This window comes from Rhizobium sp. WYCCWR 11128 (genome assembly GCF_013416305.1).
Lineage (GTDB): Bacteria > Pseudomonadota > Alphaproteobacteria > Rhizobiales > Rhizobiaceae > Rhizobium > Rhizobium indicum.
In genome coordinates this window covers 411,400-432,249 of sequence record NZ_JACCEZ010000004.1, presented here as the reverse complement: position 1 = coordinate 432,249, position 20,850 = coordinate 411,400, and the positions used below count along the sequence as shown (strand labels likewise).

Genomic DNA, 20,850 nt, shown 5'->3' with positions numbered 1-20,850 from the left:
TGCTCCGTGTCCAACCGGCCGGCTGTCAGTCGTTCCAGTCCGTCGTCGAGAAAGTTCTTCGGGGTTTTCCCCATGCGATTTGTAGGCTATCCCGGTTGCACAGCACCGCGCCGCGTGGGCCGCTTCTTCTGCTCAGGCGGCACTTTGATGTAGAAGAACATATCGAGGTCGGCGGCCTGCTGAGGGTCGCGTTCTTTCAGCGATAGCTCGCGGCCCGTAACAGGCCCCTTGAGCCCCAGGTGCTCTGCATTCAGGTAGGCACGCTCCGGTGCCTTCCCGTCGTTCGTCCGGACCTCTGCCCAGACATGCGCCGAGCGTATGCGCAACCGGCAGAGGACGCGCTCCAGTTGGTCAGGTTTCCACGGTCCGTCGAGTATTTGCCCGAATAAGTTGGTGATCCTCTGGCCGTAGCGATGCTGTGGCGCGGATACCAGGAACCTTTTGGCCATTTCTGACGGCGTCCAGATCAGCGCCGTGTCACCTTTTGGACTCTTGTCCACTCTTACCAGACCGTCGAGGCGAATACGCTGAAAGCCCCAGGTAGAAGTTATGGGCCCCCCTTCTTCGTTTGCCCGAGTGGCCAACAGCCAATAGGCCTTGTCGGCGTCGGTCGTCGGATAGGGAAGATCGAGTTCCAACTCGATGATGGGGTCAAAGGGAGCAACGCCAAGCTTGAGGAACGCGTTCAATTCCACGCTCATGGCGATCCCATCTAGAAACGCGTCATGGTCGACTTCGATGGCGTTCAGGATCAGGTCGTCTTTGATGAGCGGCGTCTCGCCCTTGTTGCTGTTCAACAGGTCGATCCCTGCCAATTTCAGAACCGGGAACTCGGTATTGATCAATCCGCAAAGCCCGTCGATGGCATCCTGGACATTGTCGAAGTCTTTCAGGTGAGCGCATCCGAGCGGGTCATAGCCCGTGGTTTTGGCATGGTCGAAACGAGCCGTGAAGACGACAGGCTGGGTGCCGCCTGCGCCAACGAGGGAGGCCTGAACTTGGTGCAAGGCGTCTGGAGAGTTTCCGTCGATCGTCCAGGAAACGGCGACCTCCCCTTGGGAGTTGGTGGTGCTCTGCTGCTGGTGGGCCGATGTGACCGGTGCAGCGTCGATCATCGAGGGGTGAGCTCCGGCGGGCAAGCTCCATTGGACGAGTGCCCCAGAAACCGGGGTCGAACCTCGAAGAACAGCGAGGCGAAGCTGGGCCGCGAGCTTTACTGGCCCACCGCCATTCGAAAAAGCCGCTTGGCCGTCGCCGCCGCGATAGTGAAGCACCCGGTCCGTCAGGCGCGCGAACGGGATGCGGCAATCGTCGAACGTCGAAGCCGCGGGCGAACCGGTTGCCACCGAAAGCGGCGCATAGCGTGTCTCTGGGCCGTGGGGCGTCTGCTGGGTGCTGGAGGGCCAATCGATGGTGCCGTCGGCCCTTGCCGCGAAAGTCCAGTAGTCGCCGCGCCGAAAGGTCGCCGCCGCTCCGCCGCCCCCCTGGATCGACAGGCCGTCGCCAAGGCTTTGCACTGCTGTCAGTCCTCCGGCGCCAAGTGCGCCGAACACGATCAGGCCGGAGCTGTCGGGCAGAACGTCCCAAAACCGCAGGAACCAGCCGCCCGTCGCCGCCGCACCGGTCGCCGCGATCGCCGCTGTCGTCGCTTCGACTGTAACTTTTTCGTCCGTGGCGAGCGCCACGCGAAACAGCCGTTCGCTGGTGAGCGCCGCGCGCGGGTCGACGTCGTCGTGCAGGCTGACGATTTCGGCCCAGCTTCCGGGGGCGAACCAGGAGCGCGGATCGAGAGACGGCGGGCTCACCGTGATCTCGTTGCCGTTGATGCCCGTAATGGCGACGAGCAGGCTCGCATTCCTGCGCGAGAGCTTGAGTTTCAATCCCTGGAGCCCGAAGCGCGGGCCATCGGCGAGGGGCGGCGGACTTCCGGCCTCCGCGATCGGCACGCCGCCGTGAACCTCGAGCCGATAGAGAAGGTTCTCGAGCCGTGTATAGCCTCCCTGCGGCATCAGCGAACACGGGTCCGTGCCTGGGACGGAGGGCTGGACGGTCACGGCGATGGAGCCGGAGGAAGGCGCGGTCAGGCGCAGCCAGTCGGCATTCTGCGGCACGGTCGCGCAGGACACCGACCCGTGAACGGGCTGGGGCAGGACCTGCCAGTCGGCAATCAGCCGGCCCGAGGCCTGGGCGTCGCCCAGTGCCTTGTCGGCGAAAGCCGGTTCCTCGACCGGATCGACATGGCGTATGAGCGCCTTGATGGCGACGACCGACGGCAGGGTCGCCGCATCGCCGTTGCGGGGATGAGGCTGTGTGGCGAGCGTGCAGGCTGCCATGTTGTCGAGGCGCCAGCCGTCCAGAAAGCCGTGGCCCGGCTGGATCGACAGGTTCAGCGGGCCGCCGCCGGCCTGGATCGCGAAGGCGCTGGTGCCGGACGGATAGGCGAGGCGGCCCGGCGCACCGATCACGTCGGACATGTCGCCGTCGATGCGCGTGAGCGTCAGCCGGGCGTCCTGATCGAAATCCGCATCAAGCAAGACCTGGCCTTGCCGGGGCGCCACGGCCCGCAGCGGGCGCGGGTCCCGGCTATTGATGATCTGGCGTGTGGCGTCGGCGCGAACCGTCATGGCTTGTTCCTTCGCAGGGCTTGAGGCGCGGATTGGGCGTCGTCGAGGATCGCCGTCTCCAGGCCGAACGGAGTGAAGTCGTCGAAGAGCGAGGTGAGGTTGGCGCGCCTCAGGCTTGCCCCCCACGGGCCGAAAGCGCCCATCTCGGTTCCGCCCTCGCCGCCGTTGCGAATTCCGTCGGGGCAGAGGGGATGGAGCAGGGCGCACGCTGGCTCGTCGAGGCTCGTGTCCATGAATACCGGCGTTGCGCGCAGCGCGGCCGCGGTGGAGAGAGTGGGGTCGGGCTGGCAACGGAACCGGCGCGGACCGTCGCTGCCGGGCGCGAGGTAGGAATAGCGCAGGCACCCTTCCTGCTTGCGCTGCACGGTCAGCGCGGCGGTGAAGAGACAGCCCGTTGCCTCGACGGACTTCGTTCGTGCCGTGCCGAAGAGCGTGACGTCGCAAAGTCTGGCATCGAGGTTTTCGGCCGCCAGCACCGGCAATGCCGTACCGTCCGGGCTGAAGATCGAGCCGGTAACGCTGATGCGGCCCGGTCCTGCGCCGGATTCGAATGCCAGCGGTCCGCAGAGGCTGTCGTCGATACGCACGGAAAGGTTCTTGAAGGCCGCGGTCGTCAGTGCCGCCGCACCCGGATTGCGCAGCGTCGTATGACGCAGCCAGAGATGGGAAACCGCCTTGGCGCCGAGGGAAAGGCCGCGGGTGAGTTCGAGACCATCCAGGATCAATTCGCCCGGATCTTCGTCTGCGCCCGGCGGAGCGGCCGCCGCGACCGAGACGGGCGCATCCACCGTGAAACGCCGCTCCCGCCGCACGAGGTAGCCCAGCCGGTCGGGATCATCGGGCAGGCCGGGGCCTGTCGTCTTTGCGCGCCACTGCGCCGCGACCAGATGCAGCGCGGTGCCGGGATGGACACGCACCGTGGCCGCGGCGGTCTCGCGGTCGCAGCGGATGAGCACGATCAGCGCGCGCTTGCCGGCGCCGTCCGAAAGGACGTCGGCAAGCGCTTGCGCCAGGGTTGGCACCGTACGGACGCGGTCGGAGGCGGAACCACCCGCCGCCGCGGTGGCATCGACCACCCTGACAAAATTCTTCAGCCGGCCCGTGTCGCGGACTTCGAAAGGGACGTCGTCGTCGTTCCGCTCCTGCGGTCCCGCTCCGATCGGCCGGCCCATGCCATAGGCATAGGCGATGCGAAGTTCGACGATCTCCTTTTGGCCTGCGGCGGGAGCAGGGGCGATGGCGCGTCCCGTGGCCGGATCGAATCCCAGCAGGATCGGCGACTCCTCCGCATAGGCCTGGGCCTTCGGAAGGGCGCTGGTCGACCACTCGTGCGTTCGCGACCCGGCCGGCCGGCTGCCAGGGGCAAGCGGGGCCTCTTCGAGATTGCAGATGAGAAGATCCTCGGGCCGTAGGCGCGTGAATGCATTCTCGTCCTTGCGTCGGGCGAAGAACGCGAACGGAAGGTCTTTCGTGCCGAACCACAGCGGCTTGGCCGAACGGCCTTCGAGAGCCGCATGGCGCAGTTCTTCCGCTTCGAGGTGGAGAGGTAGGCGATGCAGCCGGTCCGGCAGATGGTGCGGCTCCTGCCTGCCCCCTTTTCCTTCCGCCTGGGCTTCGGCCCGCCGATCCGGATTGAAAAGGCGGACCTTGCGCTCGGGCTGCGCCGCTAGCTGCCAATAGCCTGGGTGAACGGTCCCGGCGATCGGCCATGGGCGCAGGACGGGTGTGCCGGCCACGTCCTGAGGGGTCGGATTGGCGCTGTCGGGCGCCGGGAAAAGCGGTGTGAGCGGGCGCAGCAGGTGCACGCCGACCATCGGCACATGCCAGCGTCCGGCGGCGCGCGCAATCGACCGCAGATCTGCGAGCCGCGCCGCCTTGTCGAGGGCCCGGCCGGCGCGGCTGGCCATGTCGCCCGGTCTGAGGTCCGCAAATGCGGGGCGGTCCGGACGCACATCGATGAGGTGGGCAAGCCGGGCGACGCGCTGATAATATTCGACGACGACGGCACCCTCCTGGGTGACGTCCTGAGCGAGTTCGGCCAGGACCCGCGCTGTGCCCTTGCCGCGGCGATAGCGCAGCAAGTTGGCAATGAGCGCGCGCGGCAGCTCGCCGGAAGGAAGGGGGGCGAAGGAGGGGGTGCCAACCAGGGCCGCGAAGGCGGGGAGCGCCGCATCGGGCGCGGTCTCGACGAAAAGCGCGTCGAAGAATCGGTCCAGCTCCGCGTCGATCTCGGCTGAACCGCCGCCGAGAACCCGAAAAAGGGCTTCTAGCGTTCGGCCCTCGCGCGCATCGCGATCGCGGATATGGGCCGGTAGGAGATCGAAAAGCCGGGTTGCGGCTTCCAATGCGCGCTCGTCGGTAACCCGCTCGCTCATGGCAGCATCTCCGTCAGAGCGAGGCTTGCATCGGACAGCGAGATCAGACCGGCCCGCTGGAAGACGAGCGGACCACCGGGCTGGGATTCCTCAAAGCGCGGCAGCGGGCACAGGAGGCGGCCGGCATCGGCGGGCGGGCCACCCGGAAGCGAAAACGCGGTGACGCGCGCCGCCAGGACGCCCGGCAAGTTCTGGGTGGCCGTCATCACCTCGGCGATATGAAGCGCCCGGCCGAAGGGGCGCATTTCGGGCGAGAATGCGCGCAGCAGCGCGGCGCGCACATCTGCCTGTACCTTGGCGCGCTCGAGGGCCGGGTCGTGCGCGAAGGCGATCCCGACGGTTGCGGTCAGGCTTTCGAAACCTTCGATCCGGATGGTCCGTCCCGGTGGCGAAGCGTCGAGAATGGCCTTGCGCAGGCCCGTGAGCAGGTCCGATCCCGGGGCCGGGTTTTGAAAGGCGGTATCGGCAATCGTCATGCAGAGGACATGCCGCATGCCCTGGCGCAGTTCCGAAGCGAACGCCTTGCCGACGCCCCGGTAGGCCTGCGCGAAGGCCTGGAAATCCTCGAGCGCAACGGTCCGATCGAGCGTCCTGGTCGACGCCGGCAGCGCATTTCGCACGTCGTCCGGGCCTTCGGGCTCGGCTCCACCCTCGGCGGCAAGCGGGTTGGTGGCCCCGCGAAGACCGGGGACCGGCGTCATCACGGTCGTCAGCCGGCCGGCACCGACATTGCCCTTGGCCCCTCCGCCCTTCCGATAGGCGGCCGTGATGGGCTGGCCGGAAGGCAAGGGGCCGGCGAACTCGAGGAGGGGGCCGAGCGGCGTTTCAGCCGCGAAGCGATAGGCGCGCGTTTCCGCGGGCAAGCCGTAGAGACTGTCGACCCGGTCGTAGGCGCGCGCCCCCACGCGCACCTCCAGTGCTGGCGCATACCCTTTTGCGCTCTTGGCGGGCACGTGCGCGACCGGCCCTGATTTCAGGCGGAAGCGCGGCAGCGGCATGCCGGCCTCGCCCTTGCCCAACGTCTCCGCCCCCGAGACGGGGGTTTCGCCCTGGCTGACGCCGACGCAATTGCCGTGAATTTCGAGACCTTCGGCATGGTAGGCATTCGCAAGCGATGCGGTGAACAGGAGTGTCGTCTCCGCGGCGCCGACGTCCGCCCGCGCAAGCGTCAGCACCTCGCCGCAGGACTCTCCCGAGTGATGGTCTCTGCCCTTGAGAATAAGCTTTCTGCCGGCCTCCAGTGCCTGCCGACCCGCAACGACGATCCGATTGGGCGCTTTTTCAGCGGGGATGCGGGCGTCCGTCTCCGGCACGAAGAGACGCGCGCGTCCGGTTTCGATCAGAATGGTGGTTTCACGGACCTTCGCTGCGAAGCCGGTTTGGCTGCCGGTGAGATCGACGCCCGTGACCGTAATTCTCGAGACCTTTGCCGAGAGGCCGAACCCTTTGCGCGCGCCTTCCTGCACGGCGGTAATCTTGCCCATTTGCGCCGCGGGCGTTCCGTCGATCGCAGTGAAAAGCACGGCCTTGCCCGCCATGGCGGCATCGTGCACGGCCTCGAGGTCCAAGGTCCCTTCGGTGCTGGTGCCCGTCGTGGTCATCACGAGATCTTTCCATTCGGCAGGTCTTTCGGTGCCGGTCATCTGTCCGATATCCTTGAGATGCGCTTTCGTGAACAAGGACAGATCGGGTGCGGTGGAACCGAACGCCGATGCCCGGTCGCCAAGGAGGATGACCTGATTGCTGAAGCTTGAGGCGGCGAAATCCGGGTGGCGGCCGACCAGAGCCTGCGAAGCGAGGGAGAGAACGGTCGTTGCCGGTGAGCTGGGGCTGGCAGCGGCCGGCCGGTCGACGGAGACGACGCGGGCGGCAAGCCACTGGCACGGATTGCCGCCGGCATAGACGAGTATCAGATCGCCGACACGGATGCCGGCGACGGCTCCCTCCAAGGTAAGCGAAAGCGTTGCGGTTGAGATTTCGGGATTGGCCGGTTTGCGTGTTACCTTGAGACGGTTCCAGGCTTTTCGGGCATGAAGCGGTGCATCGGTCTCGAAGGTCTGCGGCAGTTCGTCCTTCAGCGGAACCGAAGCGATCTTAATGCCGCGCGGCAGATCCACGCCGTCGGGTGCAGTGGCGATGTCGTCGAGATCAAAACTCACGACCGTCGCGGCAGCAAGGGCAGGGCGTGGCGCATAGCCAAGCAGCCGGGCGATGGCACCGACGGCGCTCGGATCCTCGCTCGTGTGCAGGGCGCCATCCGCCCAGAGCCGGTTGATGTTCCAGGCAAGCACATGCAGTGCGGCAGCCTGTGCATCGAGCAGGGCGACGACCGGGTCGGACGGCTCCCGCGTCGTCCATCGGGCGAGCGGCGCCTCGCCCTCGACGCGGGTGCTCGACAGCTCGCCTTTGAGCCTCCCCAGGATGGCGGAGTGACGGAAGACGAGGCGATCGCCGATATCGAGCGAGATCTGGCGGCTGCCGCAACCACAATCACCGTCGCAGCCACAGGCGCAATCACTCATCGGCCGCCTCCCATAACCAGTGCCAGGCGTCCGCGCTCAGGGAAGCTGGGATCGTCGGCACACTCGATAATTTCGGCCTCGGCCGGCCGGATGATGCCGGCATCGAGTTCGCCCTGCGCGGTCTTGCCATACCGCTGAAACGTGATCGGCGTGACCGTCTCGACCCCTGCGACCGCCATTGCGGCCGCAACCAGATTGGAAAGGTAGAGAGGGGTGCCGAAGCTGAAGCGGTCGGGGTGGAAGAAGCCGGGCGCGCCGTCGCGCGGCCCGAAGGGGCGCAAGGCCTCGCGGACCCGCTGGCCGACGACCGCGCGCAAGGCTTCGGGCTCGGCGCAGATGCGCAGCTTGATGTCGAGCGGCGCGGGGCGCGCGCCACGCACCGCAATGTCGAAGCCCATGAGACGGAAACGCTCGAGAAATGTCATCAGCTCTTTGATGAAACCGCCATCCACCGGCAGGCCGCCTTGCCGATCGACATAGAGCAGGATCGTTTGCCAGGCGCCGGTCCATCGCGGGATCGCGAGCGCGTTAATCACCGCCGGATGGCGTAGCGCGCAGCGGGCATAGTCCTCCGCCGTCACCGCCCGGTCCTGCGTGCGCCAGGCTTCCGGCGCCTTGAGGCGTATGGAGGCGGCGGGCTCGGCATCCGCGCCACCCCGGCCCGGCAGCGGGTTGGTCACTTCGATCGCGGCTCCGGCCTGGCTGGCCGGCACCGCGACATGGGTGAGGACATCGTGACCGACGAGGCCCGGGCGGCCAACTCCGAAACGGGCAGCCGGCAGAAACACCGTGCCATCGGCAGGCGCCAGGCCATTGATGCGATCGCCGAAGCGAAGCTGTGTCTGCCCCCCCAGGCCGGTTTCGACGACGAAATCACGGTCGAAGCGACCGGAGGCGAGGAGGTCGGTTCGCGCGTGCCAGGTCGAGAAGGCGTCCGTCAGCGACAGCGCCGGCAACACCTCGCCGGGATCGAGCAGGGCTTGTGCCGAAACCCAGGGCGGGCCGGCAAGGGTTGGCGTCGAGGTGCGGGCGACGTCGGCACGCGTGAGCTTGGGGCGCCAGGTGAAGCCCGGTTTTGGCGCGGGCGGGTCGAGGCGGGGGCGAAGTGCTTCTGTCTCCGCAGAGGTGAGCCCGAGATGCGGCGGCGGCGGCGTGGACGCGCCATGATCGGCGATCACCACGTTGCCGCAGGCTTCCGCGCAAACGAGCGCCGGGGTCGCTTGCGACTGGTCGGTTTGTCGGGCCGAGAGCACGAGGTCGAAGGGCAGGGCGTCTTCAGGCCCCCAGGTGGCCGTGACGACATCCGTATTGTCCAGGGCGTCCTGGCCGTGCTCCACCGCCACCAGGCGAACGAGCCACCGCTTTTCGGGGTCGGCATCGGCCTTGCTGCCCGTCTCGGGTGAGCGGGTCTCCATGAGGATGAGGAGGTCGCCCGCCGTCAACGGACCGTTGCCGCCACTGTCGTCGACGAAGGTGCAGGATGTCGCGCCTTTCGGAAGCCGGCACTCGGAATCCGACCAGGTGTGAAAGGCAAGCCGGTTGCGCCAGGACCAGCAGGTGAGGGGCGAAAGCGTTTCGAATATGTCCGGAACGCCTGAGAGGCTACGCGAAAGAGCGCGCGCGTAGGCGGGTGGAGCAAGCACGGGCGGCAGATCCGGGTTGCGCGCAAGCACGGGCGTCGAGGCCGCCAACGGAAGGCCGTCAGCCATGCCGCCGGGCTTGTAGGTGAAGGCCAGGGGCACTCGGGCGCTCGCGCCCTGACCCGGCCGATAGTCCACCATGCGGGCGAGGCGCGCGAGCGAGGAAGGGGCGCGCGCCGTGTCGAGAAACGCTTCCGTGCCAATTGAATCGAGCCGGTAGCTCTGCTGGTCGGCGCGATAGGCGAGGGCCTCGATCAGCGTGACGGTAAAGTCTGCCGCATCGTCTTCCCTGAAGCCCGCGATCTGTGCGGCAACGCGATCAAGCATCTGCCGCCGGAAGCCGCGCCAGTCACGGGCGGCGTAGTCGAGCAACGGTTCGGTCCCGCTCGCGGCCGGCTGCTCGCCGCAATCGTCCTGGCAGTCGAAGTCCGATGGGCAGTCGATCTTGAACGAGAAATCGACCGCAGCGAGCCGTGGGTCGATGAATGGCGGAGGCTGGCCGCCCGGGCCGTTGACGATTGCCAGACGATAGGTCGAGTAGTCGGTCGGCTGGTTGCCAGCAAGCGTCACGCGGTAGCGCGCGACCTGGTTGGGGCCAGGGAACGCCTCGACCAGCGCGGCCTTCGGAGCGGCGAACCGCACGCCGCCGGTGATCTCGATTTCGGCCGGTATGAGCGTCGCAGTCGGCAGCGGCAAGGGCTTCACCAGGACGATGTCGATCGTCGTGGGATCGGCAACCGTCGCGCCCTGGTGGACTTCGATGTAGTCGATGCCGGACAGGACGGCCGCCGAAGCCGCAACGGCCTGGCGTCGCATCGGGTCGCAGCATTGGTAGATGGCGCTCATGGCAGCCCTTTCGACAGGCTGAGGTTGACGGCCTTGCCGGTCGCCTTCACTTCGTAGGTCAATTCTATCTGCAGGGCGGCGACCGTCTCGTCGAAATCGACGAGCAGGTTTCGAAGAACGAGCAGATGGCCGAGCTCCTGGGTGATTGCCGCTTCGAGGGTCGCCTCCAGCGCCACGGCGACCGGGCCATTGCCGGCCGCAAACAGCATCTCGCGCACCGGCGAGCCGAATGCCGGTCGCATGACCCGTTCGCCGGGACCGGTCATGATGAGGAGTTCGAGGCAGTCGCGCACATGTTCCGGCGAACCGTAGGGCCAGGCCCTGGCCTGGCCGAGAGGGGTGGCACTGCAGGGATAGGCGAGCCTCATGTCGCGATCACCCGTGTCTGGCTGGCGGCGATGATGGGTGGACCGCTGGGGATCTGTTCGGCCGAAAGGCAGAGTGCCGCGGCCGGATTGACCAGGACGGGCTGGCCGCTGGCGAGGACCCGTGTCGCGGCGGCGATCCACCGCGTCGTCACGCAGGGTTGTGGCTTGCCGTTCGGCAGCGTGAAGACGCAGCCGGCCACCAGCCCCTGATCGGTCAGGACGGCCACCGGCATGCCCGAGACGGAGACGCGCGGCGATGCGGCGACGATGTTGAGGGCGCCGCCGTGCGGGCAGGTCGCGGTGGTTCCTGTGTGAAGGATGGTTCCGGGCATCAGGTCACCACCAGCGCGCCGTTGTTGATGATGACCGAAGGCCCCGACATCTGGATGGAGGCGCCTTGCCCGTTCATGAGCGTGATGCCGGCGGCGCCGATCATGACCATGGCTCCGGTGACGGTCTTGATGAAGACCTGCTGGGCCGGGTTGTCCGAAAGGGTGATCGAGGTGCCGGTGGTCGTCTGCATGTGGATGTTTGGGGTCGCCGGCGTCGCTCCCGCCATGGCAAGCACGGGAAATCCCATCGGATCCGGATAGAAGCCGCCCGACCAGATCGGATAGTCCGGGTCTCCCGCCTCGAATTCGACCCAGACGGCCGCCCCGATCTGCGGCAGCGCCACCAGTCCGGCCATGCCCTTGGCGGCAAACGGAAAGCACGGAAAAGCCCAGGTCGACGGGAACAGCCCATAATGGTCGCCGAGCTGAACCTGGATCCGGCCCTGGTTTTGGGGGTCGAGGTTGTTGAGGACCATGGCGCGATATTTGCCGTAGTAACGCGGGCCGTTGCTCATGCGGTAACCCTCGATGTTTGCGAGACGAGTCCGTCTCTGGCCAATTGGAAGGTCTGTCGCCAGGATCCGCGGCCCAGGGCATGGCTGACGGAGCGGACGAACCAGAGACCGTCATGGGCAAAGCTTGCACCGCGCACGAAGATCAGCGAGCGGGCGTCGATCGGCCGACCGTAGCGCACCAGGTCGACCGAGCCCGAGGCAGTAACCGGGTCCGCCCCGCCGCGGCCCGCAAGCAGCGCGCCCGCCACCTCCACCGCGTTCAACCGTTCCGTTTCGAGCAGCTTCACCTTCGTCGGCACGACCAGCCGGGCCGCCAGGGGCGGCTTGAGAATGCCGACGTCCGGAACTGGCACGGGAATGGAGAAGTTGGCGACCTTGACGAAGGCATAGGGCAGAACCGCCAAGTTGCCGTCGACGGTGAAGGTCGCGCTCTCCGTCTGTGCGGCCTGGTCGAAGTCGATCGTCAGCGTCGGCTGGGGAGCGCCGACCCGCGCCTGCGGACCCCAATAGGCCGTGTTCATGCCGGGTGCAGGCCCGGGTGTCACGTAGAACTCGTAGCCTGCGTCCTTGGCGAGCTTGTCGGCATATTCGAAGTCCGACCCCTGTTGCTGGGCATATTTTTCCGTCGGCGACGCGGCGAAGGAGAAGGGTGACGGGATGGTAAGCGGAACGACGCCGAAGGCCGCATACTTGGCCATCATCAGCGCCACGCGGGCGAAGGGCGGCATGGCCGGATAGGGCAGCCCGGTCAGATCGACCATGTCCATGTAGCCGGACACGTCCTCCCCGGTCACGATGAGCTTGTACTCGCCGGGATGGGTGGATGCCGTGACGTCGATGCGTTTGATGGGACCGTCCGCGAGAACCTTGGGCAGGCCGTTTAAGGTCGCGACCAGGATCACCCGGATCATCGGGTCGAAGAAGCCGGTCGGCAGGAGCTGCTGCGCAATGGGCGAGGTCTTCGAATAGGCGAACGTCAGTTGATAGCCCGACCGTTGGCCGACGGCCTGGGTAGCCGTCGCGCTTTCAAGAGCGTCGACGACCGCGCGGGGCGCCGGCGCCACGGCGACCGGCCCCATCAGCAGCGTCAGCGTGACCCCCTTAAGCGTCGCCATTGCTCGCGACCTCCAGAGGCAGCGGCAGGGGAACGGGACGTCCCTCCTCACCGAGCAAACTTGCCGGATCTTCGAGGCCCAGCGCATCGGCGATCCGCCAGAAGAGTTCGGGATCGCCGAATGCCTCGGCCGCCATGTCGTCGATGCGCTCCGAGCCGCTCAGGCGCTTGAGGCCGAAGGCCTTGTAGCGCTCTGGAGCCGGGATGAGGCGGCGCGGCAGATAGGATTCCGCCTCGCCATCCGGCCGAAGCCGGACCTTCATGGGCAAGCCAAAATAACGGCTGTTGGCGGAAATTTCGGTCATCACGGCGTTCCTGAAAGGCCCAGCGCCTGAACGAGCGTCTTGCGGGCATCGGCCAATTTTTCCCGGCGGGACTGCGCGGCGCGAAAGAGTTCCGCGCCCTTGGTGCCCCAGGCGAGGTCCTCGGTGGAGAGCACGCGCATCCCCAGGCTGACACGGGCGCGGATCGGGTTCAGCCGCGGATCGAACGCCTCCTCGATGATGCTGAAATCGGTGATGCGCACCGGTAGGAGCCGGTTGCGTCCGAGCACCAGCAGGATCAAGGGCGAGGGCAGAGGCAGGATTTCCAGCGTACCCCTATCGGCGAGCGCTTGGGCTTGTGCCGTGTCGGCCACCCGCGGAGCTATGAGGGTTTCCAGCGTCGCCAGTTCGCTTGCGATGCCGTTTTCCACCGCGTCCTTGTTGCCGAGCGGCTTCTCCAGCCGGTCGGTTGCGTCGAACTCGACGTCGAGCTTCAGCGTCTCGACCGGCATCCCAGTGAGGCGCAGCCCTTCCAAGCGGTCGCCCATCTCGGTCTTTGCGCCGCGAGGCGCAAGCGCACGGGTGAGCGCGTCCGGATTGTACTGGAAGGAGACAACGCGCTCGACCTTCTTGCCTTCGCCGTCCATGACGACGAAGCCGCCCTTCAGCACCTGCGGCGCGCCTGGAAATGACGTCATCGCACCCGTCCTTTCGTTTCATGACCCGAACGCTGCCCTGGAACGCCGGGCTCCCGCGCGGCGCTCATTTCTCCACCGCCTTGCCGCGCCCGGCCATGTCCTTCACGACCTGCAGCGGGTCGACCTCCGGATCGACCTTGATCTGGTCGAGCGAGGGCCAGGTGAATTTTCCGTCGTGCCCATAGGCGATCGTTCCGAGCGAGAGCTTCACCGTCGGGCCGATCTGCGCTTCGACCGAGGCGACGTTGTAGGTCCAGGAGTAATCGACCGCCCGCCAAAGCGCGTAGATGGTCGCGACGAGGTCGACCTTAGCCTTTGCCGTCAGCCGGCCTTCGGCATAGGCGGAGGCGGAAAAGTCGAAGCCGCCATCCTTGTAGGCGGAGTCGAACTTCACGCCGCCTTCGCCATCGATACGAAGGCTGGGCTTGATGTCGATGCCGCCCTCGAGGCCAGCGGCGCCAGCGGCGACTTCCACACCGAGACGGGCGCCGAATACGCCATAGAGCTCGGCATAGGCCGGCACGGCAAAGCGCCCGGTCAGCTTGGCTTCGACCTTGGGGTCATCCTCCATGGGATAAAGCGAGCCGTTGAAGACGACAGCCTTCAAGATGATCGGGCCGACGCCGTAGCCGAGACCGAGCGATCCCTCGATCCGGCCGAAGGCGGTGACGCCGGGTACCGGGGTGGGGATGGGAAACTTGAAGCCAAGCCCCTTGATGATCGATATGTTGCCGCCGTCCTTCGGCCACTTGGGCGTCAACTCGATGTCGTTGACCTGGACTTCGCCGAGCACCTTGATCCGGGCTTCGGGCGTCACGTCGACGCCAAGCTTGGGCCGCAGGTCCTTGGTGACCTGGTAGGAGATCGCACCCCCGCCCCAGAAGCTTCCCTTCTCGTTGAAGTTCAGGTTCAACTGGCCGGTCGCCTTGCCCATGTTCACGTCGATGTCGGCGGCGCCCGAGAACTTGCCTTCTTCCCCGTCCTTCTTGGAATATTTGACGGTCATCTTGGAGTTGATGCTGCGCCAGACGATGTCGGCGGAGCCGGTCAGCAATATCTGGTCGCCGGCGTAGTCACCCTCGAGCGTGACCTGCTTGACGAGGCCCTTAATCGGGTCGGGCACCACGGCCTTGCCGTGATAGGAGAGCGGGCCGCCACTCCACTTGGCGTCGAGGGTGATCACGGTGTCGCGCACCTTCGTCGTGAGCCCGCCTCTGGCCCAGTAGCTCATGCCCTGACCCTTGGATTCGAAGCCGGCGGCGACATCGATCGTTGCTCCGGGGATCGAGGAGGTGGAGGCCTTGAGCTCACCCGCCCAGCCCTTTTCCGAGTGGTAGGTGACCGTTCCGGACGCCTGGTCGATGCCGGGCAGCTTGCCTCCCGGCCTAAGCGTGCCATTCGCTTGAAACGCGCCCGCCCCGTACTTGACGGTGAAGTCGCCGGCGATGACCGGTTTTGTCCCCGGACCGGCCGTGAACTTCAACGTTCCTGAAGGGACGAATGCCGGGGCGAGCGCCAGCGACAGGTCGCCTTCGGTGAACCGGAAATAGGCATTGTTCGGCTTGAGCTTGGCGGCCGGAATGGGTGCGACAAGCGCGAGGCTTTCCTTACCCTCGCGCGTTGTCTCGTACTTGATCAGGAACTTGTCGAGCACTGGCACGCTCGGGCTGATGGAGCCCTCGGCCTTCAACGTCCCGGCGTCGTCTATCGTCAGCGAGGTCAATTCGCCGGGCGAAAGATAGGGATAATAGAAGGCGATCTTCTTGTTCGACTTGGGGTCGAGCTTGAGATTGCGGGCCTCGCCCGCCGGGCTGGCGCCGGCCGCGCCCGCCGTGGTGTCCGGGGCATCTACCGGCGTCGGAGCGGCGGCTGGCGCGGGTGCGCCTGCGGGGCCAAGTTCGGCCGTCAGTTTCACCGCCGATGATCCCGCGGCGCTCTTGGCTAGCGCGCGGCTGTCGAGTTCGCCTTCGACGGTGTCCGTCTTGCCCTTGGGGCCGAGCGGCGATCGCTTGTAGGTCGCGAGCCTGATGCCGGGCACCAGCCGCTTGGCCATGTCCCCGACCGGCGTATCTCCTTTGTCCTTGGCTTGCACCGTTTCGGCCATGCCGCCGGCACTGAGCGCCACCGGCTTCCCGAGGGCCGCCGCCTTCACCGCGTCGGAACCTTTGACCTTGCCCTCGCGCAGGAGTTTTTCGACAACATAGGAACCGTCCGTGGTGCCTGTCGGAACGGTCGCCTGCTTGAGCCGCAATTGCAGTTTCTTCACACCCGCACCCCGCATGGAGGGATCGCGGATCGCATCGACCAGCTTTACCAGTTCCTGATAGGTTTCCCGCCCCGATGCCTGGTTCTTGGTGCTGTCGAGCAGTTGCAGGTTGGATGGGATGGACGTTCCCCCCATCTGCTTTTCGACGATGTGGTCGACATCGCATTTGGCGGTCTTCAGGCCACCGGCCAGGCCGTCCACCACCTTCTTCACCGCCGGATCCGCATAGGCGGTCTTGAGTTCCTCGTCGGTCTTGGCCGCATTGATGAAGGCGAGGGAAAGCCCCTGGGTGGTGTTGAAACCGAATTTGCCGAGCCAGATGGATTTGTAGTCTTCGCTTCCCTCCTTCCACGCGGCAACCCGGCCGCCGTCAAAAAGGGGCGTGAACACCAGACCCGATCCGGCTGCCTTGGCATCGTGCGCCTTCTGCACCCAGTCGCCGAGGCCCTTTTCCTTGGGCAGCGTGAAGCTCGCCACTTCGACGATCAGTTCGTTGATGCCAAGACCTGCGGGATCGTCGGCGACGGCCGTCATCCCCGCCGGGAGCTTCAGTGAGGGACCGGCGGTGGTCGAGGCGGCCGGCGCGGCTGCCGGCGGCGGGCCGCCGGCAGCGTTGCGCTGGAGCGTCCCGCCTCGCTGAGGCGGGGAATGGCCCGTCCTTCCGCAAAGGCTGTTGCTGCGACGTTCGCCTCACCTTCCAGCCGGGCATCCTGGTCGGCGCCAAGCAGGTTCAAGGGCGCCGTGCGCGGGCCCTGGCCCTGGCCCTGCTGGGCAACGTGCGCCAGTTCATGCGCAAGCAGGCCCCGGCCCTCCGGCGTTGCCGGCTGGTAGTGGCCGGCGCCAAAGGCGAGATCGTAGCCCTGGACGAAGGCACGCGCATCGAGGCTGCGTGCGGCATCATGCGCCTGGGCGCCGTCGTGAATACGGACATCGGCAAATGAGTGGTTGAAGGCGGTCTCGAAGGGCGCGCGCGTATCGGCATCGAACGGCCGCCCGTGGGTCAGCGCCGGCGCAGGCCTTTGAAGCGGCGGGTGCGGTTCGAGCGACCTCATGGCTTCGCCGCCTTCCGGGCGATTTTGTCCCTCAACCGTTGTGCGATCGCTTGCGCCACCTGTTCGACATATCCCTCGCGTAACGGCGCGCCATTGAGCGCGCGCGCGAGAGCGGCGGGAAGGTCCTGAGGCAGGCGGTCGGCAAGGCGGCGGGCGTCGAGGCCCGTCCCGTGCACCGTCAATCGCCCCAAGTGCACCTTCATGATGCCCTCCAGTCAATCACCGGTGCCGGCTGGCCTTCCTTGCGCAGTTCCTCGGCAATCTCCGCCTCGATGTGCCGTTCGGCAATCTCCCCGCCCGCCTCCGCAGCCTGGAAGGCAGCGCCGAGCGCGACGTTGCGGATCGATCCTCCCGACAGCGGCAATGCGGCGAGCGCACGGAAGTTGACGGAGCCAAGCGGCGCCCTGACCGGGAACGCCTGTTGCCAGAGCGCCAGGCGCTCGCCTTCCGAAGGCAACGGGAAATCCGCGATGAAGCGGAAGCGGCGCAGAAAGGCCGGGTCGATCGCGTGGCGGAGATTGGTCGTGACGACGGTGAAGCCGCGGAAGTCCTCGATCCGGCTGAGAAGGTCGCCCGTCTCGGCGTTGACGTGCCGGTCGGTCGCCGACGACACCTGTCCGCGGATGCCCCAGATGGCGTCCCCTTCGTTCCAGACCATGACGGCACCGGTGCACTCGGCGAGGTCGAAGGCGGCGGCGACATTCTTAGCGGTTTCGCCGATATATTTCGAGATGACCTGCGACAGATCGATGGTGAGGAGCCGCAACCCGAGCGACGAGGCGAGAACCTCGGCCGCCAAGGTTTTTCCCGTGCCGGGCGGGCCTGCGAACAGTGCGGCAATACCGCGCCCCTTCTGGCCGCGGCCGAAGCCCCAGTCGTCGAAGACCTCTGCGGCGTGGCGCACATGGACCTCGATCCGACGGAGCGACTGGGTGAGTGCCGGTGGCAGAACCAGATCCTCCCAGCCGAAAACAGGTTCCTGCAGGCGGCAGCCCGGCAGGGGAACCGCCTGGTGGGCCCGGCCTGCGAGATGCCAAAGATGCGCCCGTGCGGCATCAGCGTCCAGGCCGTCCAATTCGACGTTGGCGAGAGCGGCGAGCGCATCGATCTCAATGCGTTCAAGCCGAAACTGCGAAGCGAGGCGGCGAAGGAACGGTGACCCGAGGGCTGCAGCCCATGGGGCGAATGCCGTCCGCCACGGCGCGGCCGGATCCTGACGCGCAATCCCGGGCGACAGAACCGCCGTCGCCCGGCTGAAGCAACCGGGCGAGATGGTGCCGACGATCACGACAGGCCCCCAGACCTGTTCGGCAAGCGATGCCAGCGCGTCGTCACGACCCGCAGCGGTGGCAACAACAAGAGCTTTCCCATCAAGGGCGGCTTCGCGGCTCCACGTTCGGGCCAGCCGGGCGCGGGCCTCAGGGACCTCGGGGATATCGGCGGCGCCCAGCAGAAGCGGAAGCAAGCCAAGACCGGTCAATGCGTTTGCGACTTCGCGCGGGGCGATGTCGCCCGCGAGCATCAGCGGTGGAAGGCCACCCTGGCGGGCCGCCAACAAAGTTCTGAGGCGATGGGTCAGCGCGGTTTCCTCGATTGGACCGGCCATCGGGCGCAGCCGGGCGTCCAGTTCGGCGATCTCCGGCGGTAGGCCGCAAAGCCTGTCGACGATGGGTTCCGCTAGCGAAAGCCGCAATTCGGCCCGTCCGGGCCCCTGAACCTCCACGAGGCCGAAGCGCCGCAGCGGTGCGGCCGTCGCCAAGGTATCGAGGCGCAAATCCGGTATCAGGCGCCGGGCGAGCCAGAGGGGCAGGAGACCAGGGTCGAGCGCGGCGAGCGCGCGGCGCACCTCCTCCGACAATGACTGGGCATAGAGGAGGGCAACGAGCTCCGCTTCCGCTTCGCCAAGCGCGAAAGCCTCGGCAATGCGCGAAAGGCCCGGATGGCTGCCGGCATCAAGCCAGGCGCCAAACCTTGCCAGTTCAGGCGCGCCGGTTTCTCCACGCGCCGACGCGAGTGACGCAAGCGTCCGGATTTCGACTTCACGTAGCAGAAACTCGGCGTCGGCGGCGAGCCTCATGATGTCACCTCCAGCAGATCATCGTCGACCGGAGGACTGGCGGGATTCGCATTGGGACGAAGGCGCAGGCCGACGGCCTCGACGTCGGGCATCAGTTGGAATTGCTGCGGTATGTCGAGGAAGAGAGACGTGACCTGAAACAGCGCGGTGGGACGCAAGGGTGCCTGTAGTGCCGACCAGAGTTTGGTCGAACGGTCGAGGTCGTAGGGTTCCTGTGAGATGGTGATCTGTTCGGGTTGGCTGGCGGGGTCGTGCAGCGGTTCCGCCGTCAGCGTCTCCAGAAGCTTCGTCGGATTGGCCGGAACGGCGATGGCGCCGAGGATCGCCTGGATCATCGGCCGGGGAATGATCCCGTTGCGCCGAAAGGCCGTGAGGCCGAGGCTGAAGAGCACCTCGCGCTCCAGGTCGGCGCCGGTCGCAAACAGGAGGTAGTAGAGGTCGAGGACCAGCGGCGGCGCATCGGTCCTTTGCCCGAGCGAATTGACGGTGGGCTCGTGCATGTTGCGCCAGGCCGGATTCTGAGCGGCGTGATGCAGGAACAGATAGAGCGCAGCCGCTTCGGGTTGGCCGCCTGCGCCGGACGTCGGTGCGGGTCTGGGTGGCGGCTCGAGCTTGACCGAAGGCGCCGGGAAATTGCCGTAGGCGGCCTTGAGCCGGGCCTCGCAAAGAGCCTTGAGGACGAAGGTGGTTGCCGGGACGGCGAAATGGGCGGTCATGAGCGCCCCTTTAGATAGTCGTCGAGCGAGAGGACCGGAGGCGATGCTTCGCGCCGCGCCGGCTGGATCGGAGCTGCGCGTGCCGGCGCCGTCAGGCGAATGTCAATTTGACCGATCTCGATGAGCAGCGTCGGGGCAGCCGGTGTTTCGCGTGCGGGCGGGGTTGATATGGGTTCTGCGTCCGCGTTGGCTTCGGGGGCGGGAACGAGGAAAACCGTCTGGGGCGGTGCGGCGGGCCGTTCGTCAGCGGGCGGCTCGGTCGCGACAGGTTGCGCCTCGATGCGGATCGGGCGTTCCGTGCAGATTTCGACTTCGCGGACAGGCTGGATAGTAGGGCTTTCCTGTTCGCCGGGCGTCGCGTAGCGCGTCGGGGTCGGAATTGAGTGTGGTGGAGCGACAGCTTGCAGGGCCGGCGAAACCGGAGGTTTCGTCTCGGGCTTCGTTATGCTGTCAAGGTCGACCACGGCAGGCCGGGTGGGTTGAGGCAATGGAGCCGGCACCTGCGGGATTGGATCCCCGGCCTTTTCCTCACTTGCCACGGCGTTCGTGTGCGGCTTGGACGGACCCGCCTTCTCGCTCGTGGTCTGTCGTTTCTCCGTGATGGCGGGTTTCAGCGGGGCGTCTGAAGCGACGGTAGGGGAAGTGAGCGGATCTGCCTTGATCTCCCACTCGGCGTCCGACCGCTCGTATAGGGAGACAGGACGCGGCTGGGCCTCGGAGAACCCGGTCGCCGCGCGCTGCAGGGTTTTGAAGTAGCTCATGACCGCCCTCCGATAAGGGCCGCATAGAGGCGGCGGCGGGCGGCGGGCACCATCAGCACCTCCGCTTCACTCCAGCCGTAAGCGCCAGCGAGATTGTGGATCTCGGCGAGAAATCCGCGCATCTTCATGTCTAGCTCGCGGGCCACAAAGAGAGCCAGGTCCGCCTGCGCGTGGATCGGAACGCCGCAGGCGGTACAGGCAAAATCAAGCGTAATTTCCGCTGCCGGGTCAGCCGCCGACCACACGGCGTCGAGCGTAGCGAGATGTTCGTCGCTGAGCGCGTCACCCTCATCCAGGGCGCAGGCCTCAGCCAAAGCCCGGGGTTCGCGGGCAAGCGCGATCTCGGAAAGGCATGGGAGCCGGAAGCTGCGCCTGTTGGGGGTGTCTATCCCCACAGTCGCCGGCGGATCCGCGGTGGCGGCAACGGCTTCGATCGGCAGGGCGAGTTCCAGCTCCTCGCCACAGGCGCAGACCACCTTGGCCTCCAGCGGCCGCCCGACCAGTTGCAGATGAAGGCGCGCGAGCCGGCGATTAAAGGTCCCGAGGCTTTCCATCGTCCCGGACGATTTTGCCGTAGCGTTTCCGGCGCCGGCTGCCAGAGCGTCCATGAACCGCAAAAGGCGAGGGAGCGGCAGGCCGGCATCGAACGGCCACGCATTGAGGAGGTCGGCGTCGGTCATC

Annotated in this window: 17 protein-coding genes; all 17 read right to left on the bottom strand. The window is 66.6% G+C overall.

Annotated features, from left to right (window positions below):
• Positions 1 to 86: 86 nt before the first annotated feature.
• Positions 87 to 2,624: a DUF6519 domain-containing protein gene (locus HX898_RS16745; protein ID WP_180195151.1), complete on the bottom strand. Its 2,538-nt coding sequence runs from the start codon at positions 2,622 to 2,624 to the stop codon at positions 87 to 89.
• Positions 2,621 to 4,999 (bottom strand): hypothetical protein, encoded by a 2,379-nt coding sequence (locus HX898_RS16740; RefSeq protein WP_180195150.1) that lies wholly within the window; start codon positions 4,997 to 4,999, stop codon positions 2,621 to 2,623. The genes HX898_RS16745 and HX898_RS16740 overlap by 4 nt, the downstream gene beginning before the upstream one ends.
• Complete coding sequence (locus tag HX898_RS16735) at positions 4,996 to 7,521, bottom strand: baseplate J/gp47 family protein (RefSeq protein WP_180195149.1); 2,526 nt, start codon at positions 7,519 to 7,521, stop codon at positions 4,996 to 4,998. Before HX898_RS16735 ends, HX898_RS16740 begins: the two co-directional genes overlap by 4 nt.
• Positions 7,518 to 10,007 (bottom strand): putative baseplate assembly protein, encoded by a 2,490-nt coding sequence (locus HX898_RS16730; RefSeq protein ID WP_180195148.1) that lies wholly within the window; start codon positions 10,005 to 10,007, stop codon positions 7,518 to 7,520. Before HX898_RS16730 ends, HX898_RS16735 begins: the two co-directional genes overlap by 4 nt.
• Complete coding sequence (locus HX898_RS16725; RefSeq protein WP_180195147.1) at positions 10,004 to 10,375, bottom strand: GPW/gp25 family protein; 372 nt, start codon at positions 10,373 to 10,375, stop codon at positions 10,004 to 10,006. The genes HX898_RS16730 and HX898_RS16725 overlap by 4 nt, the downstream gene beginning before the upstream one ends.
• On the bottom strand, positions 10,372 to 10,707 hold the full coding sequence (locus tag HX898_RS16720) for a hypothetical protein (RefSeq protein ID WP_180195146.1): 336 nt from the start codon (positions 10,705 to 10,707) through the stop codon (positions 10,372 to 10,374). Before HX898_RS16720 ends, HX898_RS16725 begins: the two co-directional genes overlap by 4 nt.
• The gene (locus HX898_RS16715) at positions 10,707 to 11,222 is read right to left on the bottom strand and encodes a phage baseplate assembly protein V (protein WP_180195145.1); all 516 of its coding nucleotides are present in this window, start codon (positions 11,220 to 11,222) and stop codon (positions 10,707 to 10,709) included. Before HX898_RS16715 ends, HX898_RS16720 begins: the two co-directional genes overlap by 1 nt.
• Entirely contained in the window at positions 11,219 to 12,337 is a 1,119-nt protein-coding gene (locus HX898_RS16710) for a hypothetical protein (RefSeq protein ID WP_180195144.1), read from the bottom strand. The genes HX898_RS16715 and HX898_RS16710 overlap by 4 nt, the downstream gene beginning before the upstream one ends.
• The gene (locus HX898_RS16705) at positions 12,324 to 12,641 is read right to left on the bottom strand and encodes a LysM domain-containing protein (RefSeq protein WP_180195143.1); all 318 of its coding nucleotides are present in this window, start codon (positions 12,639 to 12,641) and stop codon (positions 12,324 to 12,326) included. Before HX898_RS16705 ends, HX898_RS16710 begins: the two co-directional genes overlap by 14 nt.
• Positions 12,641 to 13,297: a hypothetical protein gene (locus tag HX898_RS16700; protein WP_180195142.1), complete on the bottom strand. Its 657-nt coding sequence runs from the start codon at positions 13,295 to 13,297 to the stop codon at positions 12,641 to 12,643. Before HX898_RS16700 ends, HX898_RS16705 begins: the two co-directional genes overlap by 1 nt.
• A 64-nt stretch (positions 13,298 to 13,361) precedes the next feature.
• Positions 13,362 to 16,097, bottom strand: coding sequence for an HNH endonuclease signature motif containing protein (locus HX898_RS16695; RefSeq protein ID WP_180195141.1), 2,736 nt, complete (start codon positions 16,095 to 16,097; stop codon positions 13,362 to 13,364).
• Positions 16,098 to 16,111: 14 nt separating this feature from the next.
• The gene (locus HX898_RS16690) at positions 16,112 to 16,615 is read right to left on the bottom strand and encodes a DUF4157 domain-containing protein (protein ID WP_180195140.1); all 504 of its coding nucleotides are present in this window, start codon (positions 16,613 to 16,615) and stop codon (positions 16,112 to 16,114) included.
• The gene (locus HX898_RS16685) at positions 16,612 to 16,818 is read right to left on the bottom strand and encodes a hypothetical protein (RefSeq protein ID WP_180195139.1); all 207 of its coding nucleotides are present in this window, start codon (positions 16,816 to 16,818) and stop codon (positions 16,612 to 16,614) included. The genes HX898_RS16690 and HX898_RS16685 overlap by 4 nt, the downstream gene beginning before the upstream one ends.
• Complete coding sequence (locus HX898_RS16680; RefSeq protein WP_180195138.1) at positions 16,815 to 18,692, bottom strand: ATP-binding protein; 1,878 nt, start codon at positions 18,690 to 18,692, stop codon at positions 16,815 to 16,817. Before HX898_RS16680 ends, HX898_RS16685 begins: the two co-directional genes overlap by 4 nt.
• Positions 18,689 to 19,408 (bottom strand): DUF4255 domain-containing protein, encoded by a 720-nt coding sequence (locus HX898_RS16675; protein ID WP_180195137.1) that lies wholly within the window; start codon positions 19,406 to 19,408, stop codon positions 18,689 to 18,691. The genes HX898_RS16680 and HX898_RS16675 overlap by 4 nt, the downstream gene beginning before the upstream one ends.
• A complete protein-coding gene (locus HX898_RS16670) occupies positions 19,405 to 20,169 on the bottom strand; it encodes a hypothetical protein (RefSeq protein ID WP_180195136.1) in 765 nt (254 codons plus the stop codon). The genes HX898_RS16675 and HX898_RS16670 overlap by 4 nt, the downstream gene beginning before the upstream one ends.
• Positions 20,166 to 20,849, bottom strand: a complete 684-nt coding sequence (locus tag HX898_RS16665) for a hypothetical protein (protein ID WP_180195135.1) — start codon at positions 20,847 to 20,849, stop codon at positions 20,166 to 20,168. Before HX898_RS16665 ends, HX898_RS16670 begins: the two co-directional genes overlap by 4 nt.
• Position 20,850: the final 1 nt, after the last annotated feature.

Excerpts from the sequence above, each read along its gene's own strand:
- HX898_RS16745 (WP_180195151.1), bottom strand. The coding sequence starts at position 2,624 with ATGACGGTTCGCGCCGACGCCACACGCCAGATCATCAATAGCCGGGAC.
- HX898_RS16740 (WP_180195150.1), bottom strand. The coding sequence starts at position 4,999 with ATGAGCGAGCGGGTTACCGACGAGCGCGCATTGGAAGCCGCAACCCGG.
- HX898_RS16735 (WP_180195149.1), bottom strand. The coding sequence starts at position 7,521 with ATGAGTGATTGCGCCTGTGGCTGCGACGGTGATTGTGGTTGCGGCAGC.
- HX898_RS16730 (WP_180195148.1), bottom strand. The coding sequence starts at position 10,007 with ATGAGCGCCATCTACCAATGCTGCGACCCGATGCGACGCCAGGCCGTT.
- HX898_RS16725 (WP_180195147.1), bottom strand. The coding sequence starts at position 10,375 with ATGAGGCTCGCCTATCCCTGCAGTGCCACCCCTCTCGGCCAGGCCAGG.
- HX898_RS16720 (WP_180195146.1), bottom strand. The coding sequence starts at position 10,707 with ATGCCCGGAACCATCCTTCACACAGGAACCACCGCGACCTGCCCGCAC.
- HX898_RS16715 (WP_180195145.1), bottom strand. The coding sequence starts at position 11,222 with ATGAGCAACGGCCCGCGTTACTACGGCAAATATCGCGCCATGGTCCTC.
- HX898_RS16710 (WP_180195144.1), bottom strand. The coding sequence starts at position 12,337 with ATGGCGACGCTTAAGGGGGTCACGCTGACGCTGCTGATGGGGCCGGTC.
- HX898_RS16705 (WP_180195143.1), bottom strand. The coding sequence starts at position 12,641 with ATGACCGAAATTTCCGCCAACAGCCGTTATTTTGGCTTGCCCATGAAG.
- HX898_RS16700 (WP_180195142.1), bottom strand. The coding sequence starts at position 13,297 with ATGACGTCATTTCCAGGCGCGCCGCAGGTGCTGAAGGGCGGCTTCGTC.
- HX898_RS16695 (WP_180195141.1), bottom strand. The coding sequence starts at position 16,097 with ATGACGGCCGTCGCCGACGATCCCGCAGGTCTTGGCATCAACGAACTG.
- HX898_RS16690 (WP_180195140.1), bottom strand. The coding sequence starts at position 16,615 with ATGAGGTCGCTCGAACCGCACCCGCCGCTTCAAAGGCCTGCGCCGGCG.
- HX898_RS16685 (WP_180195139.1), bottom strand. The coding sequence starts at position 16,818 with ATGAAGGTGCACTTGGGGCGATTGACGGTGCACGGGACGGGCCTCGAC.
- HX898_RS16680 (WP_180195138.1), bottom strand. The coding sequence starts at position 18,692 with ATGAGGCTCGCCGCCGACGCCGAGTTTCTGCTACGTGAAGTCGAAATC.
- HX898_RS16675 (WP_180195137.1), bottom strand. The coding sequence starts at position 19,408 with ATGACCGCCCATTTCGCCGTCCCGGCAACCACCTTCGTCCTCAAGGCT.
- HX898_RS16670 (WP_180195136.1), bottom strand. The coding sequence starts at position 20,169 with ATGAGCTACTTCAAAACCCTGCAGCGCGCGGCGACCGGGTTCTCCGAG.
- HX898_RS16665 (WP_180195135.1), bottom strand. The coding sequence starts at position 20,849 with ATGACCGACGCCGACCTCCTCAATGCGTGGCCGTTCGATGCCGGCCTG.